Origin of the sequence: Leptolyngbya sp. 'hensonii', assembly GCF_001939115.1 — a bacterium.
In the GTDB taxonomy this organism is placed as follows: Bacteria; Cyanobacteriota; Cyanobacteriia.
Window position 1 is genome coordinate 153,045 of the sequence record NZ_MQTZ01000019.1, and the last position, 23,442, is coordinate 176,486.

Here is a 23,442-nt window from a genome sequence, read left to right on the forward strand (position 1 = left end):
GTACTATTGTCATAGGAAAAGTATCTATGACCAGGAACCTTCGCAAAAATAACCTGCGACCACCCAAAAAAAACAGTTATCCAGTTCCGCCTTCTGGGTTGATCCCGGATCGCTTTCCGGCTGCATCTGAGTCAGTCCCGGGGGGCCAAGGTATGGCACTGGAAGAAAAATACCCAGACCTGTTACAGACACACTCCGTCATGCGGCCAGCTTCAACGCCATCCGGTCAACCTCCGTTGCGAGAAAGCATCCCAGCCCGAAATCCTTCCCGTCGTAAGACTCGCAGACTGCCCTCCTGGTTAGTGAGCTGGCATCTCTGGACCACGATCGGCATCCTCAGCTTTGGTGGAGCGGGTCTGGTTGCGGCCAATTTTCTCTTCCGTCTGCCCATGTTGCCCAACTGCCCAGCGATTTACTGGCCCCTGGCATCGGCTTCTATGCGCCTCTCCTGTGCCCAAGGCATGGCTGAACGGCGCACCTCCACCGATCTCCTGCAAGCAATCGAACTGGTCAATGCCCTGCCTCTGGACCACCCCATGCGTCCTGCGATCAATCGCTATATTGAGCAATGGGCGAAGGAGTTGCTGGACCTGAGTGAGCAGGATTTTCAATCAGGGAAACTGGATGAGGCGATCGCCCATGCGCGTAAAATTCCGACGAATACCAGTGCCTATCGGTTGGTGAACGATCGGGTGCTGCGCTGGCGTAAAATCTGGTCTCAGGCTGAGGAGATTTACCGTCAGGCTGAAGCTGAGTTGCGAAAATTGAACTGGCATCAGGCTTTCTGGCAGGCCGTTCGTCTGCAAGCGGTGGGGAATACCTATTGGGAAACGACCCGCTACCAGCAATTTTTAGACAGCTTACGACAGACCCGTTCCGAGAGTAATAAGTTATTCGAAGCCCGTGAGCTGGCAGAAACCGGGAATCTGGATAATTTGTTGAAGGCGTTGCAAGTGGTCAATGGCGTCCGTCCGAACAGCTATTTGTATCAAGAGGCCCGTAGGTTAGTCACTAAGTTTGGCCGTCAATTCATGGATCAGGCGGAGGCTACCCTGACTGGGGGCGATCTGCAAACAGCAATTGCTGTAGCCCGCCGGATGCCAGCAGGGGTGGGACTGAAGCGGGAAGTTCAAGACTTTATCAGTTTGGGGCAGGCTGCGTTGAGGGCTCGTTCTGGGCAGATTGCAGATTTAGAGGCTGCCATCGCCCAAGCTCAGCAATTGGCTCCAGGTCGTCCGCTCTATGGTAAAGCTCAGGATCTGGTGGCCCGCTGGCAACTGGAGATTGAAGGGGTGAGCTATCTGGAGCGGGCCAGGGAAGTGGCTAAAGGGGGAACGGTGAACGAATTGTTGGCCGCGATCTCTGAAGCGGAAACCATTCCCCGTTCGAATCCCATGCGCGAAGAGGCGCAGCGGGAAATCAGTCGCTGGTACCGCCAAATCGAAACCATCCAGGATCGTCCCTATCTGGATGCGGCACAACAACTGGCTGCTGGTGAGGATATTGCCTCCCTGCAGGCGGCGATCGATCAGGCGCAGAAAATCCGCTCTGGACGGGCACTCTATGGAGAAGCTCAGGGCAAAATCCAGGAGTGGACAGATCAGATCCAGACGATCCAGGATCAGCCGTACCTGGATCAGGCCGAGCAACTGGCGCAGGCTGGAGATTACCGGGCAGCCATCGATGCGGCTGAAGCGATTCAGTCTGGAAGGGCACTCTATCGGGATGCCCAGGCTAAGATTCGAGGCTGGAAAGGCTTTATTGAAGCTCGTCAGAACCTGCAGGAAGCCTATCGGTTAGCCACATCTCAGACACCAGAGGCTTTGGGATCAGCGATTCAGGTGGTGAATCGGATTCCGGCTGGTAGCGATCTGAGATCGCAGGCTGATACGCTGGTTAATCAGTGGAGCCGCCAATTATTGGCTCTGGCCGAGACGCAGGCCATGTATAACCTGCTGGATCAGGCGATCGCGATCGCCCAGAAGATTCCCGCCCAGGCCGATGTCTATAGTGCGGCGCAGCAGGATATTACCACCTGGAAACAGCGGAAAGCAGGCGTACCTGCTGGCAGCCCACCCCAGTGAGGCAGATTACAATTAGCGGCCAAAAAAGTGAGCCAGCCCTTGCTTGAGGGCATGAATCAAAGATTCATGTTCCTTCAAGCTCTCCTCAGCAGCCCATTCCACCTGTTGCACGAGATCCTCTGGCAGGGCCAGTAAATCCACCAGGCGGCGATAGGCGGCCTGCTCCTCTGCATTAATCAGATCTTCCGTTTCAGAACGGCGGCTGGCCTTGATCACCATATAGCCCAGTTTCAGAACCAGTTCCCGATCGTCGGTGTGGGGCAACTTTGGAATCAATTCTTCCAGGGGAATATTCTGAGCCATGTATTCCTGTAATTCTGACTGTAGGGCCTGGCGCTGCTCGCTGTCTTCGGCGAACAGCATCGAGAACTGCTCCACCATCAAATCTGCTTCCTCTGGAGAGAGTTCTCCATCAGACCAGGCCATAGCGCAGACTGTTCGCAGAATCGTCATCTCGCGGGGAGAAATATGGGGGGGGATAGGCGGTGTCATAATGGGGAAGAATTGATGGGAATAGGCGAAACTAATTTAAAGGTTTCTTCGTCCTGTTTCAAGTTTTGCAACTGATTCCTTCCATTTGCTGCGCTCTGCCATCCTGGAAAGTGTACCTGCTATGGCTAAAGTCAAGTCTACTCCCCCAACCCCTGAGTGGAGAGACATGACCGTTGGTGTTCAACCCGAACCTCCTCCAGCCCAACTGGAAAATATTAAAGCCCAACTGGATCTGATTCTCCTCTCTCTGGAGGCATTGGTTGGGATTGGGTCTGAAGCGATGCTGCAGGCTGCAGAAACACTGCAATTGGAGTCCGTGTTGAGCGATCGGGTCACCCTCTGGCGACTTCGCCAGTCCAGCCCGCTTCGCAAGGGCCAGGGCGGTCGGAAAAAGCTGGATGTGGAAGAGGCTAGAGCCCTGGTGTTGATCAGTTGTCATCTGGCCCGCCAGCATGCGGCTGTGATTCGTCAAGCTGTATCTCTCCTGGAACAGCTCACTGCACAAAACCGCCCACCCCATCAGGCATCCCTGTTGGGCGATTACCTGGATGGGTTCAGCAATACCTATCAGGAGCGGATGGAAGGGGGTGAGGATCTCCGTGCTGAGCACCTGACGCACCTGGCCCTGAGACTGTTGATTGATCTGCTGTTTTATAGCAGCCCGGGTGGTTCCCGCCGCCTCTGGCTAGCGTTGTTAGACCGCTCTACCCCTGTTACCGTCCCTCCGGCAGGTCAAGGATAACGTGATCGATGAGAAGTGCTCCTTCTACCCAACGACGGTTTACCGCTCCCACCTGCGTCCTGGAGATTGCAGGGGAAGAATCTCCCCTGTCTCGCTGGTTAGGGCAGTCAGCCTTGAAGCAGTTGCAGTTTCGTCTCTGGTTGGTTGATCCAGACTGCCCTAACCAGCAGCAGGTGATTTTGCAGGGCGATCGTACCGAGCTGGAAATGCTGGTGGATCAGGTGGAAGCCTATGTCCAGACCCTGTTGGGCCATAGTCTGAAGCCAGAGACTGACCTGGAAGTCATCCCTCCAGCTTTCCAGGCTTCAAGCACAGGGTCTATCTCCCTGCAGCCCAGGGGGCTGCTTTCCCATGAATTAATTCCTGGTTCCCTGGCAGCGGCGGAATCTCCAGCTTCCATTGCTTTGAGTGCGATTCAACTGTCTGATTTGACAACGGTTCTGGATCTCTATGGGCTAGAAGTGAAGGCGATTCCCCAGTTAGGCCAGCAGCGTCGAGGGGTGGCCTGGCTGGGCCAGTGGCAAATGGCGGCGGTGGCACTGGTCACGGTTGGGCTAACAGCAACGACGCTCCGCTTGATGACTTCTTCCAGACCGCCGCTGCAGACTTCCTCTGCCCCCGAGGCGGCGAAGTTGGATCAGCCCCAGGAAATTGCCTCTGAGTTGGATCGGCCTCTGTCCTCTCCGTTTCCCTCGGGTTCTGCAGTTCCTGCTTCCCCCGTGAAGCAGACGGCTCAAGGGGCAACGCCTGCACCCGTACCATCGCCTGGAGCCAAAACACCCAGCCAATTGGCCCCAGCTTTTCCGCCAACGTCCCCCTTCCCGGTGGCTAGCCAGCCCCAGGTAGCGATCGCGCCAGTCCCTGCATCCTTGCCCTCCACGGCCCTGCCCCCCCTGACCTTACCCCCTCTGAACCAGCCTGAACTCAAGGAGCGTCAGGGAGCGGTGCCGCCTACGGGAGGGACTTCGGCAGGTCAGATCAGTCCGGCGGCTCCGCCAGCATTGCCTCCAGCCGCCAGAGACTCGGTCGATCGCCTCGCCCGTCGATCGGAACTGAGTAATGCTCAGCAGGCTCCGGCTGCCTCTGCCCCGATCGCCTCAACCACCACCCCTGATGTTCTGGGCCAGGGAAATTCTCCCCGACGGGCCGCTCCTGCTGCTCAAGCAGGGAATTTTAGCCAGGGGCGGGCAAGGGAAGAAAACCGGACTGCTTTTGATACCGTGCCCCAGGTGGCTGAGGTGAGGCAGTATTTTCAGCAACGCTGGCAGCCCCCCGCAGGGCTAGCACGAATTTTGGAATACAGTCTGATTCTGAGCCCGGCGGGCAAGCTGCAACGAATTGTGCCCCTGAATCAGGCGGCGATCGACTACTTTGATCAGGCGGAAATCCCCCCTGTAGGGCAAGTGCTGGTCTCACCCTGGCAGGACAAGCAAACCCTGGTGATTCGCCTAGTGCTGAGCCCAGATGGAAAGGTTCAGGCTTTCTTAGAGTAGGTCCTTCACCCCCGATCGAGGATGGCCATCAGGTCATCGGATAGGGTGACTGGGTCAAAGGGCTTGGCAAATACGGCTGTAACACCCAGGTCAGCAAACCGACGTTGATCGGCAGCCTGCACTTTAGCGGTTAACAATACGACCGGGATATTTTGGGTCTGGGGATTGGCACGTAATTGCAGAAAAGCCGTAGGACCGTCAATATCTGGCATCATTACATCCAGAAGAATCAGATCTGGTTTCTCGGTTTCAGCCTTAGCAATGCCTTCATGCCCAGAGGCTGCGGTAATAACCTCCCAGTCTCCCATGATTTCCAGACTGGCCTGGGCGACAGTCCGGATATCTGCCTCATCATCCACGATCAGAATGCGCTTAAGAGTCATAACTGCCTGCCTCTGATAACACCTCATCGGGGCCGGAGAGGGGTAGGGTGAAGTAGAATGTACTTCCTTTCCCTAGGACACTTTCGGCCCAAATTTTTCCACCATGCTGCTGGATAATGCTACGACAAATTGCCAGTCCTAGACCAGTCCCCCCTTTTTCCCGGGAATCAGAGGCATCTACCTGTTGGAAACGACCGAAAATCATTTCAATCTTATCGATCGGAATACCCCGTCCCTGATCCTGAATGGAAAAGAGCAGGGAGGAGCGGGGAGGAGCAGCAGGGAGGTGGTAAGCAGCGGAGGTCGGTGGGGAAAAATGGGCCGATGAGGTAGAGAGTAGCAGGTTATCCCGATCGGCTGTCTCGGGCTGACTGATGATGGTTGCCTTCACCCAGATCGTGCTTTGGGGCGGAGAGAATTTAATCGCATTGCTTAAGAGATTGGTCAGGGTCTGGATAATGCGATCGCTATCTGCCCATAGAGGAACCGATAGGGGTGTGACCGACAAAGTAATCCCAGCTTTATCGACCAGGGGATGCATGGTGGCTGCTGCCTGCTGCATTAAATCTGCGGCGTCACAGAACCGCTTTTCCATCGTGATTCGGCCAGATTCAATCCGCTCTAGGTCCAAAATATCGTTGACCAGGCGAACCAGGCGATCGGCATTGGCAACAGCAATCTCCAGCAGATGTTGTCCTCGCTCTGCCAGGGTGCCTAGCTTGCCGGTTGCGATCAACCCCAGGGCTCCTCGAATCGAGGTCAGGGGAGTCCGCAGTTCGTGACTGACCACTGAGATAAATTCGTCTTTCATCCGATCGATGGATTGCCGCTCGGTGATATCTCGAAAGATAACGACGGTGCCCACAATTTCATCCTGGAATGCCTCTGATTCGGAGGTTTGTACCAGGGGGGAGAGGGAGGAGGCGTCCCCGACTTCGCCGACTGGATTAATATAGTGGCGTTCTCGAATGGGCGTACTGATATATTCCACCGGGAAACAGGAACCATCCTGCCGCCAGAACACTTCATTACTGCGGTGCTGGATATTTCCTTCCCGGAGAGAGGTGTAAATAGGGGATTCCTCCAGGGGATAGGGTGTACCATCCGGTTTATTGTAATAAATCGTGCCGTGCAGGGGTTGGAACAGCAACTCTCCCATCTGATAACCCAACATTCGGCTGGCTGCCGGATTCATAAAGGTAATCCGGCCCTGCAGATCAACACCACAAATCCCTTCCCCGGCAGAGTTGAGAATCAGTTCGTTTTGATGGCTGAGCCGTTCAAAAGCGACTTCAATCTGCTTGCGATCGGTGATGTCGCGCACAATCACCAGAACTTCATCTTGCCCGCTGACGACCACGCGACCTTCCTGGTAGTAAACCCGGCCATTAATCTGAACCTGGTACTCGTAAACCTGACTCTTACCTGTTTTGAGGGCTTGTTCGATAAAGTGCAGGCGCTGATTGGCCAGTTTGGTGGGCATCACCTGGTAGATATTCTTACCGACCTCTGTTTCTGGCCAGGCCACAGTGAAGTCTTTGCCAGGGATAAAATCCAGATAACCACCGCTACGGCTCATCCGGATCATCAAATCGGGCATCGCATTGAGTAAGGCCCGATGGGCAGCAGCCTGTTGTTGGGTTGCCAACAGCAGCAGGAGCACCAGAACGACCAAGCAAACAACCACCAGGCCCATTCCCAGGAAAATCCCCGCCACGAGCGCCTGACTCATTGCCTTCTGAACCAGAAAAGTGTACCAGAGCAATAAAACCGCCATGACACCCCCGGTGCCAATCAACATGGGTAGCCACTGCTTCCATTGGCTTTGAACAGGCTCTGGGGTCATATGGGTTCCCCGACAGGATAAATGCGCTCTCCACCATCTGCCTTAGCTCGGGTCAGGGCTGCCATGGCCGATCGATAGAGATCCGGGATCTCTTGACCGTGGTTGGGATATTCGCTAATGCCAGCACTGAACGTCACCTGAAAAGGAGTCTTAGGACCAGAAAAAGCTTGTCGTTTCAGCAACCTCAGGACCTCATTCAGCCGTTCCATCCCTTCTGGGGCGCTCATCCCATACATTCCAATCACAAAAGCGGCCCCGCCCCAGCGGGCAATAATGTCCTCACTGCGGAAAGTTTGTTTCAGCAGTTTACCTAACCAGTGCAAGACCCGATCGCCCACCGCGTGGGTATGTTGATCGTTAAGCTGGTTAAAGTGGTCCAAATCCAGCACTGCCAACGTCCAGGGATGGTGGTAGCGATCGGACCAGATGCAAAAGCGCTGCAATTCCTGCATGGATTTTTGCTGGTTGGCAGCGCCAGTCAGGGGATCGATTTCGGCCAGATTGCGGATCAGGCGGGTTCGCTCCAGCCGATTGTGCATCCGTGTTAACAGTTCTGGACCGGTGATCGGCTTACTGATAAAGTCATCGGCTCCAGCCGCAAAGACCCGCCGAATGGTTTCGGCATCATTGCGGGCAGTTAAAAACAGAATCGGGAGCCAGTTCAACTGAGCATGGTTCCGAATGGTCTGACAGAGCTCAATGCCATCGCGCTGAGGCATTTCCACATCCAGGACTACCAATTCTGGATTCACGGCCTCCAGAATGGCATCGAATTGCAGGGGATCGGCCAGGGTGGCGACCTGAAATCCCCAGGGTTCCAGCAGTTGCTGGAGTGTGGTCAGGATAATGGGGTCATCATCCACCACCAGAATCCGAGTCGCGCTGGACCGAGTTTTCTGGTGGACTTGTCGGAGGAGATCCAGGGTTAAATTCAAGTCGAGGGCGTGGCTGAGCAGGGGGCGTCCTCCCAGACGAGCGATTTCAACCCGATCGACCGGCATGGTTTCGATTGTCAGGGTGAGTGTAGGGACAGGTGGGGCACAGGCGGTCAATTCACCCACAAAGGGGAGGGCGGCCTCACCCATCTCGGTTTGAGTCAGATCCACCAGGGCCAAGTCGGGGCGTTCCCCTCGGATCAGATCCCTGGCTACAGAAACGCTCGAAGCTGCCGTGATCCGGAAATCCGCTGCCGGAATTTGGGTCAAGTTTTGTATCAGTTGGCGATCGGTGGTGACGACCAGCAGATTGGCCTGTTTGGAGGTGGTGGGTTGGGCCCAGGCAGACGGGTCGATCTCCGACTCTCCGGGTGGACTATCCAACTGGTGGCGCAGGGTGGCGATCTGTTGCCCCAGTTTCGTGGCCTGATCGGGTCCAGGAGATGACTCGGCTTCCAGGATTTCTTCCAGGGATCGAGCCAGTTTGGTGGCCCCATGGAAACCAAACATACCAGCGGAGCCAGCCAGCTTATGGGCTTCTCGGGCGGCTTGGTACCGCAGTTCATCCGTAAGTTGGCCCTGGTGCAATTTTTCGATCGCCTGTTCCAGAACGGTGACCCGCTCTAATAGGCTGGGCTTGAAGACCAGCCAGGCTTGAGTGACAGCAACCTGAGTTTTGGCCTGCCGGGTCGTCTGGGTGGCCTCATCCTTGGGGCTTCCAGGGGCTTTTTCGACAGTGGGGGCTGGTTTTTGGAGGGAATCGAGTTCTCGTAACCGATATCCCAGCCCGTAAACCGTTTCAATCAGGTCTGCGGCACCTACGGCCCGCAGTTTCTGACGTAACCCTTTGATGTGGGCTTTAACGGTGTCTTCTCCGGGTGAGTCGTCAAAAGACCAGAGATGATCCAGAATGGCACTGCGGCTGAACACCCGACGATTGTTGCGCAGGAACAACTCCAGCAAAGAATATTCTTTCGGGCTCAAGGGTAGAGATTGGGACCCATAGGTCACCTGGCAAGTAGTGGGGTCGAGACAGAGGTCTCCCCATTGCAGAATAGGCGATGAGGGGACTTCTCCCCGCCGCAGCAGGGCTCGAATTCGGGCGGCTAGTTCGGCAATGTTAAAAGGCTTGACCACATAATCATCGGCCCCGGCATCGAGGCCCATAATTTTGTCGTTGCTGGTGTCTCTGGCTGTGAGGAGCAGGATAGGCATATGGTAGTTTTTAGCCCGCAACTTGCGACAGAGACTCAGGCCATCCAGCTTGGGTAGCCCCACATCCATCAGGATTAGGTCATAGTTGACAGATTCTGCTAAATCCAGACCTTCCTGGCCATCTCTGGCCACATCAACAGCATACCGCTGCTCAGTCAAGGCGTCTGTAAGCACTCCCGCGATATTCTGGTCATCTTCCACCAGTAGAATCCGCATGGTGGATTTCCTCAGGCTGACAACTTTTTATTGTAGTTAACTCTATTAAATCCAATCAAATCCTGGTATGTGCAGCCATTGAGTCCACATTCGTTGATAGAACTGGGCTGAGGAAATGGGTAATCCCAGCCAGATAGGAAGAAAGTATAAATAGCACAGTCCGATCGCACCGATTCCGGTTAGGGCGAGATACCGCCAGCGGGGATATCTCAACAACCAGTCACTGACCAGAGCTAGGGCAATAAAGCTGAAGACAGCAGCACTCATGTAGTGATAGAGAAACAGACAGCGTTTGACGATCAGCCAGGGTAGATAGTTGGCCGCATAGCCAATCAGAACAAAGGCTGTTGCTGGTTGGATTTGCCGTAGACCCGCAATCGAGAGTGCCCCGATCGCCAGAGTAGAGAGCCACCACAGAATGGGGTTACCCAGGGCATTGATCACCTGGTATTGCTCCCCTTGCAGTTGAAAGTAGTAGGTAATTCCTCGGGCCAGAACTGGCCAGGACAAGACTGCCGAACAATAGGGATGAACCGGTTCTGCCCCAGCTTTGGGGATGACCTCGGTGGAATTATGCCACCAGATCATGTGGATTTGTGCATTCACCAGGGTCTTCCAGAATTGGGGCAGCACTTCAGCTACCGATTGGGGGGCGAAATAATCAGGACTCTCCAGAATATGAGGCACCCAGACCAGTCCATAGAAGCCGATCGGCATCACACCAAAACAGAGCAGATATTGCCACCAGCGCAGTTCCGTGAATCTGGCCAGCAACCCCAAGCGTGGTAAAGACTCGGGACGCAGCAGGGCGATGATCCAGACCAGACCCGCCAGCAGGGCGGTCATCAGGAAGAACCCTAACCCATTCCATTTCACTGAAGCGCTGGCTCCTAGCATCAGGCCGGAGAGGCAGAGAATCAGGGTGCGGGTCTGGCCCTGCCGTTCTAAGCCAACCAGGAGTAAAATTTGGGCAACCAGGCCACAAGCCACCAGGAAAACATTGATCAGACCGAGACGAGATTCGACCAGGAACAGACCATCAGCCAGGGTAAAAAATCCTGCCAGGACAGCCACCCGCAGACGACCTGTTAATCGATAGGCCAGGCCCATGACCAGGACGGGGATGATCGCCCCTGTGATGGCACTGGCAATCCGATAGCCAATAACGTTCTTGCCCAGGAGCAGAATGGCCAGCAGGATAAAATATTTGGCCAGTGGAGGGTGGCCCTCCCAGGGAGCCTTACCCTGCAGGTACTCTTCTGCATAGGTGGGGAAATACACTTCATCAAAAACGGGGAATGTTACATAACCCAGCAACCAGAACCGGAATAGAAGAGCGATAGCAAAAATCCCCAGGGCACTATAAAGGACTCGCCGATCGCGCTCTTCCTGCAAAGCAGGCTGACTGGGTTCCAGTGCAGTTTGACTTGTCATCCCCATTTTCCTCTATGGCTCTGGTGTGCTCATGTACCGTTGTTGAAACCAAGTGCCGCCCCCGATCGCCAGGGCCAGCAAGGCGATCGCCCCCATTAACGGGATGACCTGATGGGCCGTCACCACCTGTACTCCAGAACTCCCCAACAGGACAAAGGGGGCAACTCCGAAGGGGGTTCCCAGGAGGGTTCCCAGCCAATAATCTTGGCGACGAATTGAGCTGAGCCCCCCCACGAAGCTGACCACGCCATAGGGGATGACCGGAAAAAGACGGGCGGCAAAAGTGTAGGGTATACCGCCTGATTGCAACTGTTCGCCCAGCTCATGCCAGGATTGGGAAAGATAGCGCTGAACGAGTTCCTGTCCCAGGCGACGGGAGAGTTCAAAGGCCAAAATGGCAGAGAGACATCCGCCAGCGGAGGTCAGAATCAACCCTTCCCACCAGCCATAAATCGCTCCTCCAGCCAGATTAAATGCGGTTGCTGGCAGAATCAACAAGGTTGCTCCAGCATAGGCCAGCAAGAAAACAACCCGTCCCCAGATACCGGCCTGTTCGACCAGGGTTTCAATCTGATGGAATTGAACAGGATGGGTCAAGAAGAGAATCCCCAGCAGCAGGCCAGCAATCCCTAAAACTCCCAGTATTAATAGTTGTCTGATGGTCATAAGTAGGTCGGCTCAATTCAATCGAGGATAAGTCTAGGGGTCTGTCCTCGTCCCCATCCCCCCTTGGGATCATGCAGCTCACCCACTGACGGAAATTGATGGATGAGTTTTGTAGGCTATTCAGGGTTTCCTGGCAATGGCCTCACAGAGATTTGCGAACACCATGAAATTAAGTTGATAGAACAAAAGGATACCTGCATCTTGGGCTAGATTAGTGGCGATGCGAGGGTATTTCTTGATGGACAGGATTGATCTCTGACAGATCCTTAGGATCGTGGATTTAATAACTCCGAAATTTTCAGCCCTCACCCCCAACCCCCTGCCCCCTCCCCCTCTCCCGCCGGGAGAGGGGGCAGGGGGGTGAGGGCAATCAGGAGTTTATCGGTGTTATTTAATTCTCATTCCTTAGGAGAGGTGGTCAGCATTTTGCCTGAAGGTCTTGTCCCTGAAAAATCCTGAACGGATTATTGGTTTTCTTTCTTGTTTAACTTTGCCGTTCTTCTGGCTTCAAGGGATGTAACCCGAATCACACAGAATGTTGTGTCTATAGTGGAGCGAATGAAATGCCCCTCAGTCTAACCCTGCTGTGGCTGATAGCAGGCATTGTGCTTTGTACAGCAGAGTTATTCCTGCCAACGGCTTTTGTCGCCTTTGTGATGGGGATCAGTGCTCTCCTGACGGCCCTTGTGTCCCTGGTGCTGCCTCAATTTGGTTTGCAGGTGCTCTTATTTATCGGACTGTCTATTGTCTTAATCTGGGTCAGCCGCCGCTTTATTCCCGATCGCAAAATTTCCCGCAACCTGGATGCCGTTGAAGCCAGAACGCTGACAGAAATTCCTGCCGGGGATGTGGGCCGCGTCATCTATGAAGGCAACTCGTGGCAGGCTCGTTGTGAAGATGAGCGTCTGGCGATCGGGCCGAATCAAAAGGTGCTCGTAGTGGGTCGTCGGGGAAATACCTTGTTGGTGATGCCGGAAGCCCTACTCCATTCTTAACTGTCTTGCTGACTTATATTAGGAGATTACTCAAATGGAAGGATTTTTTTTGTTGGTTTTGCTAGGACTGGGTAGCGCCACTGTCGCAGGCTCTGTGAAGATTGTGAACCAGGGGAATGAAGCTCTGGTAGAGCGATTGGGCAGTTACAACAAAAAGCTGACCCATGGCATGAACTTTGTTACCCCCTTTATGGACAAGATTGTTTTTCAAGAGACGATCCGGGAAAAAGTTTTAGATGTGCCGCCCCAGCCCTGTATTACTAGGGACAACGTTTCGATTACCGTGGATGCGGTGGTCTACTGGCGGATTGTGAATATCGAGATGGCCTATTACAAAGTTCAAAATCTGCAGTCGGCAATGATTAATACGGTTCTGACCCAGATTCGGGCTGAAGTCGGCAAACTGGAATTAGATGAGACTTTTACCGCCCGAAGTCAAATTAATGAAACCCTCCTGAGAGAATTGGATGAAATCACAGATGCCTGGGGCGTCAAAGTGGTCCGGGTCGAGCTGCGGGATATTGTACCCGCGAAGGCTGTCCAGGACGCGATGGAGCTGCAAATGTCAGCAGAACGGCGCAAGCGGGCAGCCATTCTGACCTCGGAGGGCGATCGGGAATCAGCCGTCAACAGTGCCAGAGGAAAGGCTGATGCCCAGGTCCTGGATGCCGAGGCCCGTCAGAAAGCCGTGATTCTGGAAGCGGAAGCTCAGCAGAAGAGTCTTGTCCTGAAGGCCCAGGCAGAGCGGCAACAGGAGGTGCTGAAGGCTCAGGCTACGGCGGAGGCGATCCAAATTATTGCCAAGACCGTGGAAAACGACCCCACTGCCCGTGAGGTGCTGCAATTTCTGCTGGCCCAGCGCTATATGGACATGGGCCTGAAGATTGGCAGTAGCGACAGTAGCAAGGTTATGTTTATGGACCCGCGTAGCATTCCGGCTGCTCTGGAAGGCATGAAGTCGATCGTTTCCAATCCCAACACCTGATCGGTCCCCATCGTTTTGGGGGGTGTGCTTGCTGGGGGCGCGATGGCTTGCCCCCCAATCAGGCAACCGCTATTCAATGGCCTGGGCCATCTGGCACTGGGTACACAGCCCAAAGAATTCCAGGGTGTGATAGTAAATCTTGAACTGGTAAGAGTGATTCAGTTCGGTTTCCAGGTCATGAACGGGGCACTCATTGATGGTGATCGATTTGCCACATTGCAGGCAAGTCAGGTGGTGCCTGTCCTCTTGGACAGAACTGTAGAGAGACTCCCCACTGGGTAAGGTTCTCACCTGAATCACGCCTTCCAGTTTCAGGGCCTCCAGAGCCCGATAGACCGTGGCCAGCCCAACGCTTTGCTCCTGGTTGCGCAGTTCCACATAGATATCCTGGGCGGAGGCCGCCCTACCCAATGTTTTCAGCAGATTAAGAATTCGATCCTGATTTCGGGTGCGATGAGTCTTCATGAACGATTCCGATGGGCGACACCAATTACACCCATAGACATTATCCAGTATTTTTATCCCGTCCCGGTTGGCCCCTAAAATAGAAGGGCTAATTCCATCAGGATACTCTTGTGGTTCAGAAGTACCAGGCAAAAATCTATGTCACCCTTCGCCCATCCGTGCTTGACCCAGCAGGAACAGCCGTCTTATCAGGCATCCAACATTTGGGCTATGACAATGTGGGCCAGGTTCGCATTGGTAAGTACATTGAACTGACCCTGGATGCTGCGGATGAGGCCAAAGCCCGTGAGCAGCTCGATCGCCTGTGTGATCAACTCCTGTCCAACCCAGTAATTGAAAACTACCATTTCGATCTCAGGCCCCAATGACCCATGACTCCTATGAAATTTGGAATTATTGTTTTTCCTGGCTCCAACTGCGATCGTGATGTAGCCTGGGTGACGGGAGGGTTACTCCAACAGCCCACCCGCATGGTCTGGCATGAGGAGAGTGATATTGCTGACCTGGACGTGGTTGTGATCCCCGGTGGCTTCAGTTACGGCGACTACCTCCGCTGCGGCGCGATCGCCCGGTTTTCACCAGTCATGCAGGCAGTGGTTGCCCATGCCGCTCAGGGGAAATGGGTGTTGGGGATCTGTAATGGGTTTCAGGTATTGACCGAGGCCGGATTACTGCCAGGAGCACTGGTGCGGAATCGGGATCTGCACTTTATCTGCGATCGGGTGCCCGTAAGGATCGAACGCACGGACTTGCCCTGGACCCGGCAGTATCAGGTCCGGGAGGTCATTACCCTGCCGATCGCCCACGGGGAGGGCAGTTACTATGCGGACTCAGAAACCCTGGCTGCCCTGGAGCAAAATGGGCAGATTCTCTTTCGCTATTGCACGGCTAGGGGTGAACCTGATGGAGTGGCAAACCCAAATGGGTCGCTGTCCAATATTGCTGGAATCTGTAATGCTCAGGGCAATGTGCTGGGAATGATGCCCCATCCAGAGCGGGCTGCTGATCCCCAGTTGGGGGGGACGGATGGAATGCGGCTGTTTGAAGGGCTGCTGACGGCATTGCCGATCGGGGTTTAGGGGCTGACCTTCTTCTCTGCTGCAGTTTTGTAAAGTTGGGCTGGTTTTTGGCTGACCTGATCTTCAATCGGCTTGACCTTGTCAATAAATCCTGTCAAGGTTTGATAGTCTGGAACAGGAGCATTCGGGATGTAACCTACTTCCTGGGCAATGGACGGCAGCGCCTCATTCATAGCCTGCTGGATCAAATCTCGCTGTCTGCTTTCCACATTAGGGCTAATCAACACCGAGCCAGGCGGAATTCGCCGACTGGTCTGCAAAATCCGCAGCGGCATCTCACTGAATTCTGAGCGGTAGCGCTCAAATTCATCTTGGGCCAAGGCTCCAGCAGTAACTTCCCCTTTAGAGACCTTCTCCAGCACGCCTTTCGGTGTGGCAGAGATGAGAATTTCGGCCAGACTGATACCATAGAGGTCGTAGAGGGGCACATAATAACCCGTCGCTGATCCCGGTTGTCCGAGGGCGATCCGTTTACCGTTCAGGTCTGTTAGCTTCTGAATCGGGCTATTTTTGGCTACAACCAGGACCGAATGCAAATTGGTGACACCCTGCAGGGAGAACAGCGGCACGTAACGATGGCGTGAAGTCGCGATCGCGGCCAGCCCTGCCGGAGCGAACACCAGAGACCAGACCTGGCGTTCGATCTGTTCCAGGGCTTTGACTTCGTTGTAAGCGGGTTCCAGTTCAATTAGGGCTTTCACGCGATTACCCAGATACTGAATAAATCGCTGATATTGATCAATCGATTTTGTCCCTTCTCCGTAGGCTACCCCCCCAATCACTAATTTGTCTGACTGATTTTTCTGGGTCGATCGAGTTAGGGCACAGCCCCCCAGAAACAGAAGGCTTTGGGCCAGAAACAGACGGCGAGAAACCATAACTGTAAAACTCTGCTATTAGTGGATATTATCGCTACAAAGGTTACCAAAGTCAGCTATCAGCTCAGGGGTTGTCGCCAGTAGTAGGTTGCCTGTCTCCTTGTCCGTTCTTGACCGCGATCTCTTGAATTCACCGGAAAAGTTGAGCCTACAGGAGAATATCTTGTTCGGATGGGATCGGTCAGCACTGTTGCAGTCAATATCAAATTCTGGAGAGGAATGTGTTAAACAATTTCAAACTCAGTACGAAATTTAACCTTCTGCTGTTAGCCGTTTTTCTGGGAGCCGTGATTCTGAGCGGGGTCGCCTTTGCCTCCTTGCTGAGCCGTAATGCGGAGCAGGAAATCACGGCCCGAGCTACTCTGCTGCTGAAAACCATGCTCTCCGTGCGCAACTATACCCTGACTCAGATCAACCCGGAACTGGCTCCCCGACTGGAAACAGAAGCTCAGTTCTTGCCTCAAACTGTTCCGGGTTACTCGGCAAGGGAAATCTTTGAAAATTTGCGGACTAACTCGGAGTACAAAGATTTTTTCTATAAAGAGGCAACCCTGAATCCCACCAATCTGCGGGACAAGGCAGACAGTTTTGAAGCAGCCTTGGTAGAACGATTTCGCAACGATGCAGGGTTGAAAGAGCTGACAGGCTATCGATCGTCTCCTGCAGGGGATTTATTCTACATTGCCCGCCCGATTCAAATTCTTAAGGAAAGTTGCCTGCGCTGTCATAGCACCCCTGCAGCAGCACCGAAAAGCCAGTTGGCCAGTTATGGGAGTAGTAATGGTTTTGGCTGGAAGTTGAATGAAATCGTCGGAGCCCAGATTATTTCTGTCCCGGCCAGTGATGTGATTGGAAATGCCCGTCAGGCTTTCCTGTTCTTTATGGGGGTGATTGCAGCCGCTTTTGCCTTGGTGCTGCTGGTGATTAACTTCTTACTCCGACGAGCGGTGATTCATCCCCTGAATCAAATTGCCCAGGTGGCCAACGAAGTCAGTATGGGGAATATGGATGCCGAGTTTGAGCGCCAATCTGCGGATGAAATTGGTAAGCTGGCTACTGCATTCAATCGGATGAAGACCAGTCTGGTCATGGCCATGAATATGCTAAGAGGTGATCAGTAAGACCTGACGCAATTCCTCTTTCTTTTTCAGATCAGGCAGGTGTTGGTTCAAGAGTTCCACCAATTGGCTGCGGGAAAGGTTAGGCTGCTGAGCCACTGTTCGTTGTACGATCAAAGGTGCGATCGGGCCAATCAGCCTTGCCAGTTCTTGCTCACATCGTTTGACAAAATTGGGGTCAATCGGATCCGTCGTTGCTGTGGATGTCCCAGAGGCACCGGAAGTCCCGGTTGGGATGCGCGTTGCCTGATTGTACTGGACCTTGGTGGCAGAACCCGTGTCTGGTGCCTGGGTCAGGAGGCGTAGCGTTTGTTCTCGGAAGCGGGGCTGATCTTTAGGGGGCAGGGAAGCAACGAGCTGTTCCACCAGATCCTGAATGCTTGGAGCAGTGGTCAGTGCTTTTTTGAGGATGACCCCAGCGATCGGACCAAAAACCTCTCCAAGAAGCCGTTCCAGGTTTTTGCGCTGGTCTGCAGATAGATTCCGCAGGTCCGTCGCAATCTGACTGGGGTCAGTTCCCCCTAGACCTGAACCGCTGACAACCCCAGTGGTTTTTCCGGGTGGGGTGGCCTCTTGTGGTGTCGAGTGGGGTGGCGCATAATTTCCCGGTTTGCTGGTTGGGATGGTAGGTGGCAGAATAGCTGTGGCATAGTTTTCATGGCTGATCAGATCCTGTACGGCCTTGAGGGCTTCCATCGCATTGTCATAGCGTTGCCGATAGTCGTAGCGAATCATTCGGTCCAGGATGCTAGTCAGCCCTGAGGTAATTGAGATCCGATCGGGCATGAATGTACAGGAAAACTCTCCAGTTCGAGAATCTCGGGGTAACTCTTTCAGGGAAAGGCCAGATAGGGCCTGGAGACAGAGCATCCCCACCGCATAAATGTCACTGCTGAACTGGGGATGGAATGCCTGTTGTTCACTGGGCATATAGCCGGGAGAGCCGATCGCCACCGTCAGATTGGTCTGCCCGTGAATATGGGCGGCCTGGCTGCTAACTTCCTTGACTGCTCCAAAGTCAATCAACACAATACGGTGATCTCGATTGCGTCGGATCAGATTGGCGGGTTTAATATCCCGGTGGATGACGTTGTTTTGATGTACAAAGGATAAAACTTGCAGAATATCCTGCAGCAGATCAAGCACAATCAGCTCGCTTAACTGCTTCCCAGGCGCGATTTCCTGGTCTAGACCATGGCCTTCAATATATTCTTGGACCAGATAAAACTCATCCTCCTGCTCAAAATGGGCTAGCAGACGGGGAATCTGATCGTGAATGCCTAAGTTGTAAAGGGTCTCTGCTTCCAGATTAAACAGCCGTTTGGCGGTTTGTAGTGTTTCCGGATCATTGACCTTCGGTTTGAGTTGTTTAACCACGCACAGCGGTGAACCTGGGAGATGACTATCCGTCGCCAGATAGGTCTGCCCAAATCCACCTCCCCCAAGGGGTCTGACAATTTGATAATGACCCGCCAGGATTCTTTCCATTAATCAAAATTTTGTCGGATATTCACATATAGTAGCTACTTCTCTCTTACTTGATTTACCGGGTATTAACTGCTAGATCAGAAGCTTTAAATAAAAAAGCTTGATCTAAAAATTAGCTTTAACTGAAGCTTGTAAGATGTCAGTAACAATAGCTGGTCAAGCTGGCAATTCCTGGCAAAGAAAATCACAATTAACCTGTACATACAATAGCGAAAGTCATGGCTTACCCTCTATCTGGGCTGAGCGTCAACCCGATCAAATTTGGGACAGATGGTTGGCGAGGATTAATTGCGGCAGATTTTACTTTTGAACGATTGGCACGAGTGGCTCCTCTGGCGGCGAAAGTCCTCTCAGACACCTATGGACAGTCTACGGGGAGTAACACGATCGTTGTCGGCTACGATCGACGCTTTCTTTCGGAAGAATTTGCTCGCACAACTGCTGAAGTGGTGAGTGCTGCCGGGTTTGACGTTTTGCTAAGTGAGGCTTTTGCCCCCACACCAGCATTTAGCTGGGCCGCCAAGCACCAGAATGCCCTGGGGGCTCTGGTGATCACAGCCAGCCATAATCCTGGCGCATATTCAGGGCTGAAAATTAAAGGGGCTTTTGGGGGGTCTGTGCCGCCAGAAGTGACCAAGCAGGTTGAGGCTCTCCTGGCTGCGGGAGAGAACGGGCCAGTTGCCACCCCTGGAGCCATTCAATCCTTCAATCCCTGGGAAGGGGGCTACTGTGAAGATCTGCGTTCTAAGGTCGATATTCCAGTTCTATGCGAGGCCGTGACTCAGGGCAAACTGACGGTCTTCGCAGATGTGATGCATGGAGCGGCGGCTGGGGGACTGGAGCGACTGCTGGGGGTGCCCGTGCGGGAGATGAACAGCGATCGGGATCCTCTATTTGAAGGAGGAGCCCCGGAGCCTCTGCCCAAATATCTGTCCAAACTGTTCCAGGCGATTAAAGCCCATGATGAAACGAATCCCCTGGGGCTGACGGTGGGCCTGGTCTTTGATGGGGATAGCGATCGGATTGCTGCGGTGGATGGGCAGGGCAATTTTCTCAGTTCCCAGGTATTAATTCCCATCCTATTGGAGCATCTGGTGACTCACCGAGGATTGACTGGCGAATTTGTCAAAACGGTCAGTGGTTCTGACCTGATGCCCAAGGTGGCTGCCCTTTATAACCTGCCAATCTTTGAGACGGCGGTGGGGTATAAGTACATTGCCGATCGCATGCTGGAAACCCAGGTGTTGTTAGGGGGCGAAGAGTCTGGTGGGATTGGGTATGGTCACCATATTCCCGAGCGGGATGCGTTGCTGTCTGCCCTGTACTTACTGGAAGCGATCGTCAGATCCAACCGGGATCTGGGGGATCTCTATCGGCAATTACAGACGAAAACGGGCTTTTCCTCGGCCTACGATCGCATTGATTTGCCGCTGGCTGGCATGGATGTCCGGGCTCGTTTACTGGAGCAATTGCAAAACCACCCCTTGACCGAAATTGCCAGTCAACCCGTGATAGACTGCCTGACAGTAGACGGGTATAAGTTCCGTCTGGCCGATCAACGCTGGCTGATGATTCGGTTTAGTGGCACAGAGCCGGTGCTGCGGCTCTATTGTGAGGCTTCTACCCCAGATATGGTGCAGGAAACCCTGACCTGGGCTAGAGACTGGGCCATGCAACAGTGAGGTTTAAATATGACGAGTTCTCCCGAGGAATGGTACATCCTTAAACAGGAAAATGGGCACTGTCAAATTTTGCCTGCTTCACAGGTTAATCAGGAGGCAAAGGAGAGTCCGGAACAGTGGGGGCCTTTCACCTCTGAGGCAGAGGCGATCGCCCGTCGAGTGGGCCTGATTCGCGCCGGTAAATGCCAACCGATGTGAAAGGGATTTCCTACCACGAAACGCCTTAGAGGAATATCATAATGCGTCTCTAAGGCGCTCCGGGGTTGACCGAATGGATTTATTTTTTGGGGACAACCGGTTTTTTCACAGCTGACGGTTTTATGGGCTGGACGGGTGCTCCTTTCGCCGTAGCGATTTTTCGGGTCAGCACTTCCAGGGCCTTCGAATATTGGGGGTCGGCTGAACTGCCAATCTTATCCCGGTTCTGGGAGAGATACTGACGCTGGGCCTCAGATAACTCCAGAACGATATCTGGATCGATCCCGTGCTTGTTGATATCCCGGCCTTTAGGAGTCAGATACTTGGCGATCGTCACGGCCATGCCAGAGCCATCACCCAACCCTCGGACTGATTGCACCAGCCCCTTGCCAAAGGTCTTGGTTCCCACCAGAACCGCCCGATTATTATCCTGTAGGGCTCCTGACAGAATTTCACTGGCACTGGCTGAACCGCCATCGACCAGCACCACCAGTGGCTTGTTAGTAAGGGCTTTGCGATTGGCCTGCTCCAGATCAGTAACCCCCTGTCGATTCACCGTAGAGACGATCGATCCTTCCTGAATCCACATGCGGGCAATTTCAATGCTGGAATAGAGCAGACCACCCGGGTTAGAACGCAAATCCAGAATGTAGCCCTCTACTTTCTGTTGTTCCAGTTTCTGAATGGCCTGTCGCATCTCACTGGCGGCGTTGGCGCTGAACTGGACCAGACGGATATAGCCAACTGCACCAGTCGGGGTCTTCTGATAGGTAAACTTGACGGGATGAATCTCAATCCGATCTCGACGTAGGTCAAAGACCAGTTCTTGTTTGCCTCGCAGAATAGTCAGGGTGACTTTCGTCCCCACAGGCCCTCGGATCAGGGTGACGGCCTTATCCACGTTCATCCCCTCGGTACTCTGATTGTCAATTTTGATGATGATATCTTTAGCCAGAATCCCCGCAGTAGCGGCTGGAGAGTCTTCAATGGGAGCAACGACGGTTAGTTTCTTCGTCTTTTCATCCTGGGCCAACTGAATCCCAACCCCGGTCAACTCACCCGAGGTGTCAATCTGCATGTTTTTGAATTCTTCGGGATCCATAAAGCGGGTATAGGGATCGCCGAGCCGTTTCAGCATTTCCCGAATGGCGCTGTAGGCTTCTTCCTTATTTTTATAGGTGCGATTCAGGTATTGGGTTCGGATGGCTTTCCAGTCCACCTGATTAAACGTCCCGTCAACATAATTGCGATCGACGATCTGCCAGACTTCGTCAATGACTTCCTTGGGACTTTCCCGGAGAAAAGATTCACCCTTGGAGATTTGATGGATGCCAGCACCTGTAATGCTAATTGCTGAGAGGACAAATGCCGTTGCACCGAGTACGAGGCCACGATTCGATATCACCATAGATCCTGTTCAGTTTAGAAGGGAAAGACAACGCCCAAACCTCACACCCTTCAGCAACCTCCTCCATTATCATGCGGGGTCGCATCATACTGCTGCTCTGGGCACTACCGCCATTTCATGCCATGTTGAATGGTTGCCAGCTCACTCAAGCTTTAAAAGTGAAGAGCTATCCACTTTTAAAGTATGACGTACCCGACTAAAAATAGCTGTAGTCCAAAACGACAGATCAAGTGCAAAAAAAGTTGCCGACACCGGTTCCTATACCAAGGTTCCTATACCAAGAGGGCATTTTGACCCAACCGATGAACAAACTATAGCAATTTTGCCCGGCGGGTCTCAACCGAAAACCTACGGCACTGCACAACAGCAGGGGTGCCATCAGGGTTCAACCCAGCGTCCATCACCCTTGATCAGGTTAATCAGTTCCGCCACACCCTGGTCTTCCGGGACCCGCTTGATCTCCTCCCGCCCCCGGTAAAGGGAGATATACCCGGCCTGCTTACCCACATAGCCGTAGTCGGCGTCGGCCATTTCCCCAGGGCCATTCACAATACAACCCATTACGGCAATATCCAGCCCGGTCAGGTGCTGGGTTGCTGCTCGTACTTTGTGGAGCACCTCTTCCAAATTGAACAGGGTTCGCCCGCAGGAGGGGCAGGCAACATACTCGACCATGGTTTTTCGCAGCCCCAGAGCCTGGAGGATGCTGTAACAGACCGGAATTTCCTTTTCCGGTGCTTCTGTGAGCGAAACCCGAATGGTATCCCCAATGCCTTCCGCCAGAAGCGTTCCAATACCGACGGTGGACTTAATCCGTCCATACTCCCCATCCCCCGCTTCTGTTACACCCAGATGCAGCGGGTAATCCATGCCCAGTTCATCCATACGTTGGACCATTAAGCGATAAGCAGCCAGCATCACTGGAGCCCGGGACGCTTTCAGGGAGATGACCAGATTGCGATAATCCAGGGATTCACAGATTTGAAGAAACTCCAGAGCAGATTCCACCATTCCTGCCGGGGTGTCGCCGTAGGTAAACAGCATCCGCTCTGCCAGAGAACCATGATTCACCCCGATACGCATGGCTTTTCCCTGATCCCGTAGGGAAACAACCAGAGGTTCCAGAGTATCCCGAATTTTTTCGCCAATTTCATCAAATTCGGCCTGAGTATATTCGGTCCGATCGGCCTTGGGCTTCTCAAAAACATACAGCCCCGGATTAATCCGGACCTTATCCACATGCTTGGCTACTTCCAGGGCAATTTTCATCCCATTGTGATGGACATCGGCAACCAGAGGAACAGGTTGGTAGGTCGCCAGCAGTTTTTGCTTAATTTCAGCAAGGGCATAGGCATGGGCCAAGCTGGGAACTGTGACTCGCACGATTTCGCAGCCAATCTCATGCAGGCGACGAATCCCGGCTACAGAGCCATCCACGTCCAGGGTATCTTCGTTGATCATGGACTGCACTACGACCGGATGACCGCCCCCGATCGTGACTGCGCCTACCTTGACCGGGCGAGTCTGACGACGATGGATGGTGGGATCGGTGGATAGTTGGGCACCGAGAGCACTGGGAGCAGTCAGATTAGGCAGGGTCTGCATAGGAGTGTAGGGGGTGAGATCGGGAAACCTGACAG

21 protein-coding genes are annotated in these 23,442 nt (G+C 53.6%); 10 read left to right on the forward strand and 11 right to left on the reverse strand.

All coding sequences use genetic code 11. The features are described 5' to 3' along the window. Positions 1-26 precede the first annotated feature (26 nt). The gene (locus tag BST81_RS07610; protein WP_075597925.1) at positions 27-2,084 is read left to right on the forward strand and encodes a hypothetical protein; all 2,058 of its coding nucleotides are present in this window, start codon (positions 27-29) and stop codon (positions 2,082-2,084) included. A gap of 12 nt (positions 2,085-2,096) precedes the next feature. Here BST81_RS07610 and BST81_RS07615 read toward each other — a convergent pair whose 3' ends face one another. Further along, the gene (locus BST81_RS07615; protein ID WP_075597926.1) at positions 2,097-2,576 is read right to left on the reverse strand and encodes a TerB family tellurite resistance protein; all 480 of its coding nucleotides are present in this window, start codon (positions 2,574-2,576) and stop codon (positions 2,097-2,099) included. Between the two features lie 121 nt (positions 2,577-2,697). On the opposite strand from BST81_RS07615, the gene BST81_RS07620 reads away from it, so the two are divergent. Together BST81_RS07620 and BST81_RS07625 are read left to right on the forward strand one after the other, a co-directional pair. Further along, positions 2,698-3,318: a DUF3038 domain-containing protein gene (locus tag BST81_RS07620; protein WP_075598011.1), complete on the forward strand. Its 621-nt coding sequence runs from the start codon at positions 2,698-2,700 to the stop codon at positions 3,316-3,318. 8 nt (positions 3,319-3,326) lie between these two features. Then, positions 3,327-4,811 carry a DUF4335 domain-containing protein gene (locus BST81_RS07625; RefSeq protein ID WP_075597927.1) on the forward strand — a complete coding sequence of 495 codons (1,485 nt, stop codon included), beginning with the start codon at positions 3,327-3,329 and terminating at the stop codon, positions 4,809-4,811. 5 nt (positions 4,812-4,816) lie between these two features. Here the strand turns inward: BST81_RS07625 and BST81_RS07630 are convergent, their stop codons facing one another. The 5 genes from BST81_RS07630 to BST81_RS07650 are packed head-to-tail and all read right to left on the reverse strand — an operon-like array spanning position 4,817 to position 11,506. Continuing rightward, the gene (locus BST81_RS07630; RefSeq protein WP_075597928.1) at positions 4,817-5,194 is read right to left on the reverse strand and encodes a response regulator; all 378 of its coding nucleotides are present in this window, start codon (positions 5,192-5,194) and stop codon (positions 4,817-4,819) included. Beyond that, positions 5,184-7,040, reverse strand: a complete 1,857-nt coding sequence (locus tag BST81_RS07635) for an ATP-binding protein (protein ID WP_075597929.1) — start codon at positions 7,038-7,040, stop codon at positions 5,184-5,186. Before BST81_RS07635 ends, BST81_RS07630 begins: the two co-directional genes overlap by 11 nt. Beyond that, entirely contained in the window at positions 7,037-9,406 is a 2,370-nt protein-coding gene (locus BST81_RS07640) for a response regulator (RefSeq protein ID WP_075597930.1), read from the reverse strand. The genes BST81_RS07635 and BST81_RS07640 overlap by 4 nt, the downstream gene beginning before the upstream one ends. Positions 9,407-9,451: 45 nt before the next feature. Continuing rightward, the gene (locus tag BST81_RS07645) at positions 9,452-10,840 is read right to left on the reverse strand and encodes a phospholipid carrier-dependent glycosyltransferase (RefSeq protein ID WP_075597931.1); all 1,389 of its coding nucleotides are present in this window, start codon (positions 10,838-10,840) and stop codon (positions 9,452-9,454) included. A 12-nt stretch (positions 10,841-10,852) separates the two neighbouring features. Continuing rightward, positions 10,853-11,506, reverse strand: a complete 654-nt coding sequence (locus tag BST81_RS07650) for a TVP38/TMEM64 family protein (protein WP_075597932.1) — start codon at positions 11,504-11,506, stop codon at positions 10,853-10,855. Positions 11,507-12,069: 563 nt separating this feature from the next. On the opposite strand from BST81_RS07650, the gene BST81_RS07660 reads away from it, so the two are divergent. Both BST81_RS07660 and BST81_RS07665 read left to right on the forward strand, forming a co-directional pair. After that, positions 12,070-12,501 (forward strand): NfeD family protein, encoded by a 432-nt coding sequence (locus tag BST81_RS07660; RefSeq protein WP_075597934.1) that lies wholly within the window; start codon positions 12,070-12,072, stop codon positions 12,499-12,501. 34 nt (positions 12,502-12,535) lie between these two features. Beyond that, positions 12,536-13,486, forward strand: coding sequence for an SPFH domain-containing protein (locus BST81_RS07665; protein WP_075597935.1), 951 nt, complete (start codon positions 12,536-12,538; stop codon positions 13,484-13,486). Between the two features lie 69 nt (positions 13,487-13,555). Here the strand turns inward: BST81_RS07665 and BST81_RS07670 are convergent, their stop codons facing one another. Further along, on the reverse strand, positions 13,556-13,951 hold the full coding sequence (locus BST81_RS07670; protein ID WP_075597936.1) for a Fur family transcriptional regulator: 396 nt from the start codon (positions 13,949-13,951) through the stop codon (positions 13,556-13,558). A 110-nt stretch (positions 13,952-14,061) separates the two neighbouring features. On the opposite strand from BST81_RS07670, the gene purS reads away from it, so the two are divergent. Further along, entirely contained in the window at positions 14,062-14,319 is a 258-nt protein-coding gene (gene purS, locus BST81_RS07675; RefSeq protein ID WP_075597937.1) for a phosphoribosylformylglycinamidine synthase subunit PurS, read from the forward strand. A 3-nt stretch (positions 14,320-14,322) separates the two neighbouring features. Then, entirely contained in the window at positions 14,323-15,030 is a 708-nt protein-coding gene (gene purQ / locus BST81_RS07680) for a phosphoribosylformylglycinamidine synthase subunit PurQ (protein ID WP_363079589.1), read from the forward strand. Here purQ and BST81_RS07685 read toward each other — a convergent pair. Beyond that, positions 15,027-15,908: a PhnD/SsuA/transferrin family substrate-binding protein gene (locus BST81_RS07685; protein WP_075597939.1), complete on the reverse strand. Its 882-nt coding sequence runs from the start codon at positions 15,906-15,908 to the stop codon at positions 15,027-15,029. The genes purQ and BST81_RS07685 overlap by 4 nt on opposite strands. 221 nt (positions 15,909-16,129) lie before the next feature. Between BST81_RS07685 and BST81_RS07690 the strand changes: the two genes are divergently transcribed. Further along, a complete protein-coding gene (locus BST81_RS07690; RefSeq protein WP_075597940.1) occupies positions 16,130-17,029 on the forward strand; it encodes a DUF3365 domain-containing protein in 900 nt (299 codons plus the stop codon). Here BST81_RS07690 and BST81_RS07695 read toward each other — a convergent pair. After that, the gene (locus tag BST81_RS07695) at positions 17,012-18,514 is read right to left on the reverse strand and encodes a serine/threonine-protein kinase (RefSeq protein ID WP_075597941.1); all 1,503 of its coding nucleotides are present in this window, start codon (positions 18,512-18,514) and stop codon (positions 17,012-17,014) included. The two genes, BST81_RS07690 and BST81_RS07695, sit on opposite strands and share 18 nt — an antisense overlap. Positions 18,515-18,732: 218 nt before the next feature. Between BST81_RS07695 and BST81_RS07700 the strand changes: the two genes are divergently transcribed. Together BST81_RS07700 and BST81_RS07705 are read left to right on the forward strand one after the other, a co-directional pair. After that, positions 18,733-20,196 carry a phosphoglucomutase/phosphomannomutase family protein gene (locus BST81_RS07700; RefSeq protein ID WP_075597942.1) on the forward strand — a complete coding sequence of 488 codons (1,464 nt, stop codon included), beginning with the start codon at positions 18,733-18,735 and terminating at the stop codon, positions 20,194-20,196. Between the two features lie 9 nt (positions 20,197-20,205). After that, entirely contained in the window at positions 20,206-20,394 is a 189-nt protein-coding gene (locus BST81_RS07705; protein WP_075597943.1) for a DDE transposase family protein, read from the forward strand. A 79-nt stretch (positions 20,395-20,473) separates the two neighbouring features. Here BST81_RS07705 and ctpC read toward each other — a convergent pair whose 3' ends face one another. Together ctpC and ispG are read right to left on the reverse strand one after the other, a co-directional pair. Next, entirely contained in the window at positions 20,474-21,802 is a 1,329-nt protein-coding gene (ctpC, locus tag BST81_RS07710; RefSeq protein WP_075597944.1) for a carboxyl-terminal processing protease CtpC, read from the reverse strand. 378 nt (positions 21,803-22,180) lie between these two features. Beyond that, positions 22,181-23,407, reverse strand: a complete 1,227-nt coding sequence (ispG, locus tag BST81_RS07715) for a (E)-4-hydroxy-3-methylbut-2-enyl-diphosphate synthase (protein WP_075597945.1) — start codon at positions 23,405-23,407, stop codon at positions 22,181-22,183. Between the last annotated feature and the right edge of the window lie 35 nt (positions 23,408-23,442).

Excerpts from the sequence above, each read along its gene's own strand:
- BST81_RS07610 (WP_075597925.1), top strand. The coding sequence starts at position 27 with ATGACCAGGAACCTTCGCAAAAATAACCTGCGACCACCCAAAAAAAAC.
- BST81_RS07615 (WP_075597926.1), bottom strand. The coding sequence starts at position 2,576 with ATGACACCGCCTATCCCCCCCCATATTTCTCCCCGCGAGATGACGATT.
- BST81_RS07620 (WP_075598011.1), top strand. The coding sequence starts at position 2,698 with ATGGCTAAAGTCAAGTCTACTCCCCCAACCCCTGAGTGGAGAGACATG.
- BST81_RS07625 (WP_075597927.1), top strand. The coding sequence starts at position 3,327 with ATGAGAAGTGCTCCTTCTACCCAACGACGGTTTACCGCTCCCACCTGC.
- BST81_RS07630 (WP_075597928.1), bottom strand. The coding sequence starts at position 5,194 with ATGACTCTTAAGCGCATTCTGATCGTGGATGATGAGGCAGATATCCGG.
- BST81_RS07635 (WP_075597929.1), bottom strand. The coding sequence starts at position 7,040 with ATGACCCCAGAGCCTGTTCAAAGCCAATGGAAGCAGTGGCTACCCATG.
- BST81_RS07640 (WP_075597930.1), bottom strand. The coding sequence starts at position 9,406 with ATGCGGATTCTACTGGTGGAAGATGACCAGAATATCGCGGGAGTGCTT.
- BST81_RS07645 (WP_075597931.1), bottom strand. The coding sequence starts at position 10,840 with ATGACAAGTCAAACTGCACTGGAACCCAGTCAGCCTGCTTTGCAGGAA.
- BST81_RS07650 (WP_075597932.1), bottom strand. The coding sequence starts at position 11,506 with ATGACCATCAGACAACTATTAATACTGGGAGTTTTAGGGATTGCTGGC.
- BST81_RS07660 (WP_075597934.1), top strand. The coding sequence starts at position 12,070 with ATGCCCCTCAGTCTAACCCTGCTGTGGCTGATAGCAGGCATTGTGCTT.
- BST81_RS07665 (WP_075597935.1), top strand. The coding sequence starts at position 12,536 with ATGGAAGGATTTTTTTTGTTGGTTTTGCTAGGACTGGGTAGCGCCACT.
- BST81_RS07670 (WP_075597936.1), bottom strand. The coding sequence starts at position 13,951 with ATGAAGACTCATCGCACCCGAAATCAGGATCGAATTCTTAATCTGCTG.
- purQ (WP_363079589.1), top strand. The coding sequence starts at position 14,323 with ATGACTCCTATGAAATTTGGAATTATTGTTTTTCCTGGCTCCAACTGC.
- BST81_RS07685 (WP_075597939.1), bottom strand. The coding sequence starts at position 15,908 with ATGGTTTCTCGCCGTCTGTTTCTGGCCCAAAGCCTTCTGTTTCTGGGG.
- BST81_RS07695 (WP_075597941.1), bottom strand. The coding sequence starts at position 18,514 with ATGGAAAGAATCCTGGCGGGTCATTATCAAATTGTCAGACCCCTTGGG.
- BST81_RS07700 (WP_075597942.1), top strand. The coding sequence starts at position 18,733 with ATGGCTTACCCTCTATCTGGGCTGAGCGTCAACCCGATCAAATTTGGG.
- BST81_RS07705 (WP_075597943.1), top strand. The coding sequence starts at position 20,206 with ATGACGAGTTCTCCCGAGGAATGGTACATCCTTAAACAGGAAAATGGG.
- ctpC (WP_075597944.1), bottom strand. The coding sequence starts at position 21,802 with ATGGTGATATCGAATCGTGGCCTCGTACTCGGTGCAACGGCATTTGTC.
- ispG (WP_075597945.1), bottom strand. The coding sequence starts at position 23,407 with ATGCAGACCCTGCCTAATCTGACTGCTCCCAGTGCTCTCGGTGCCCAA.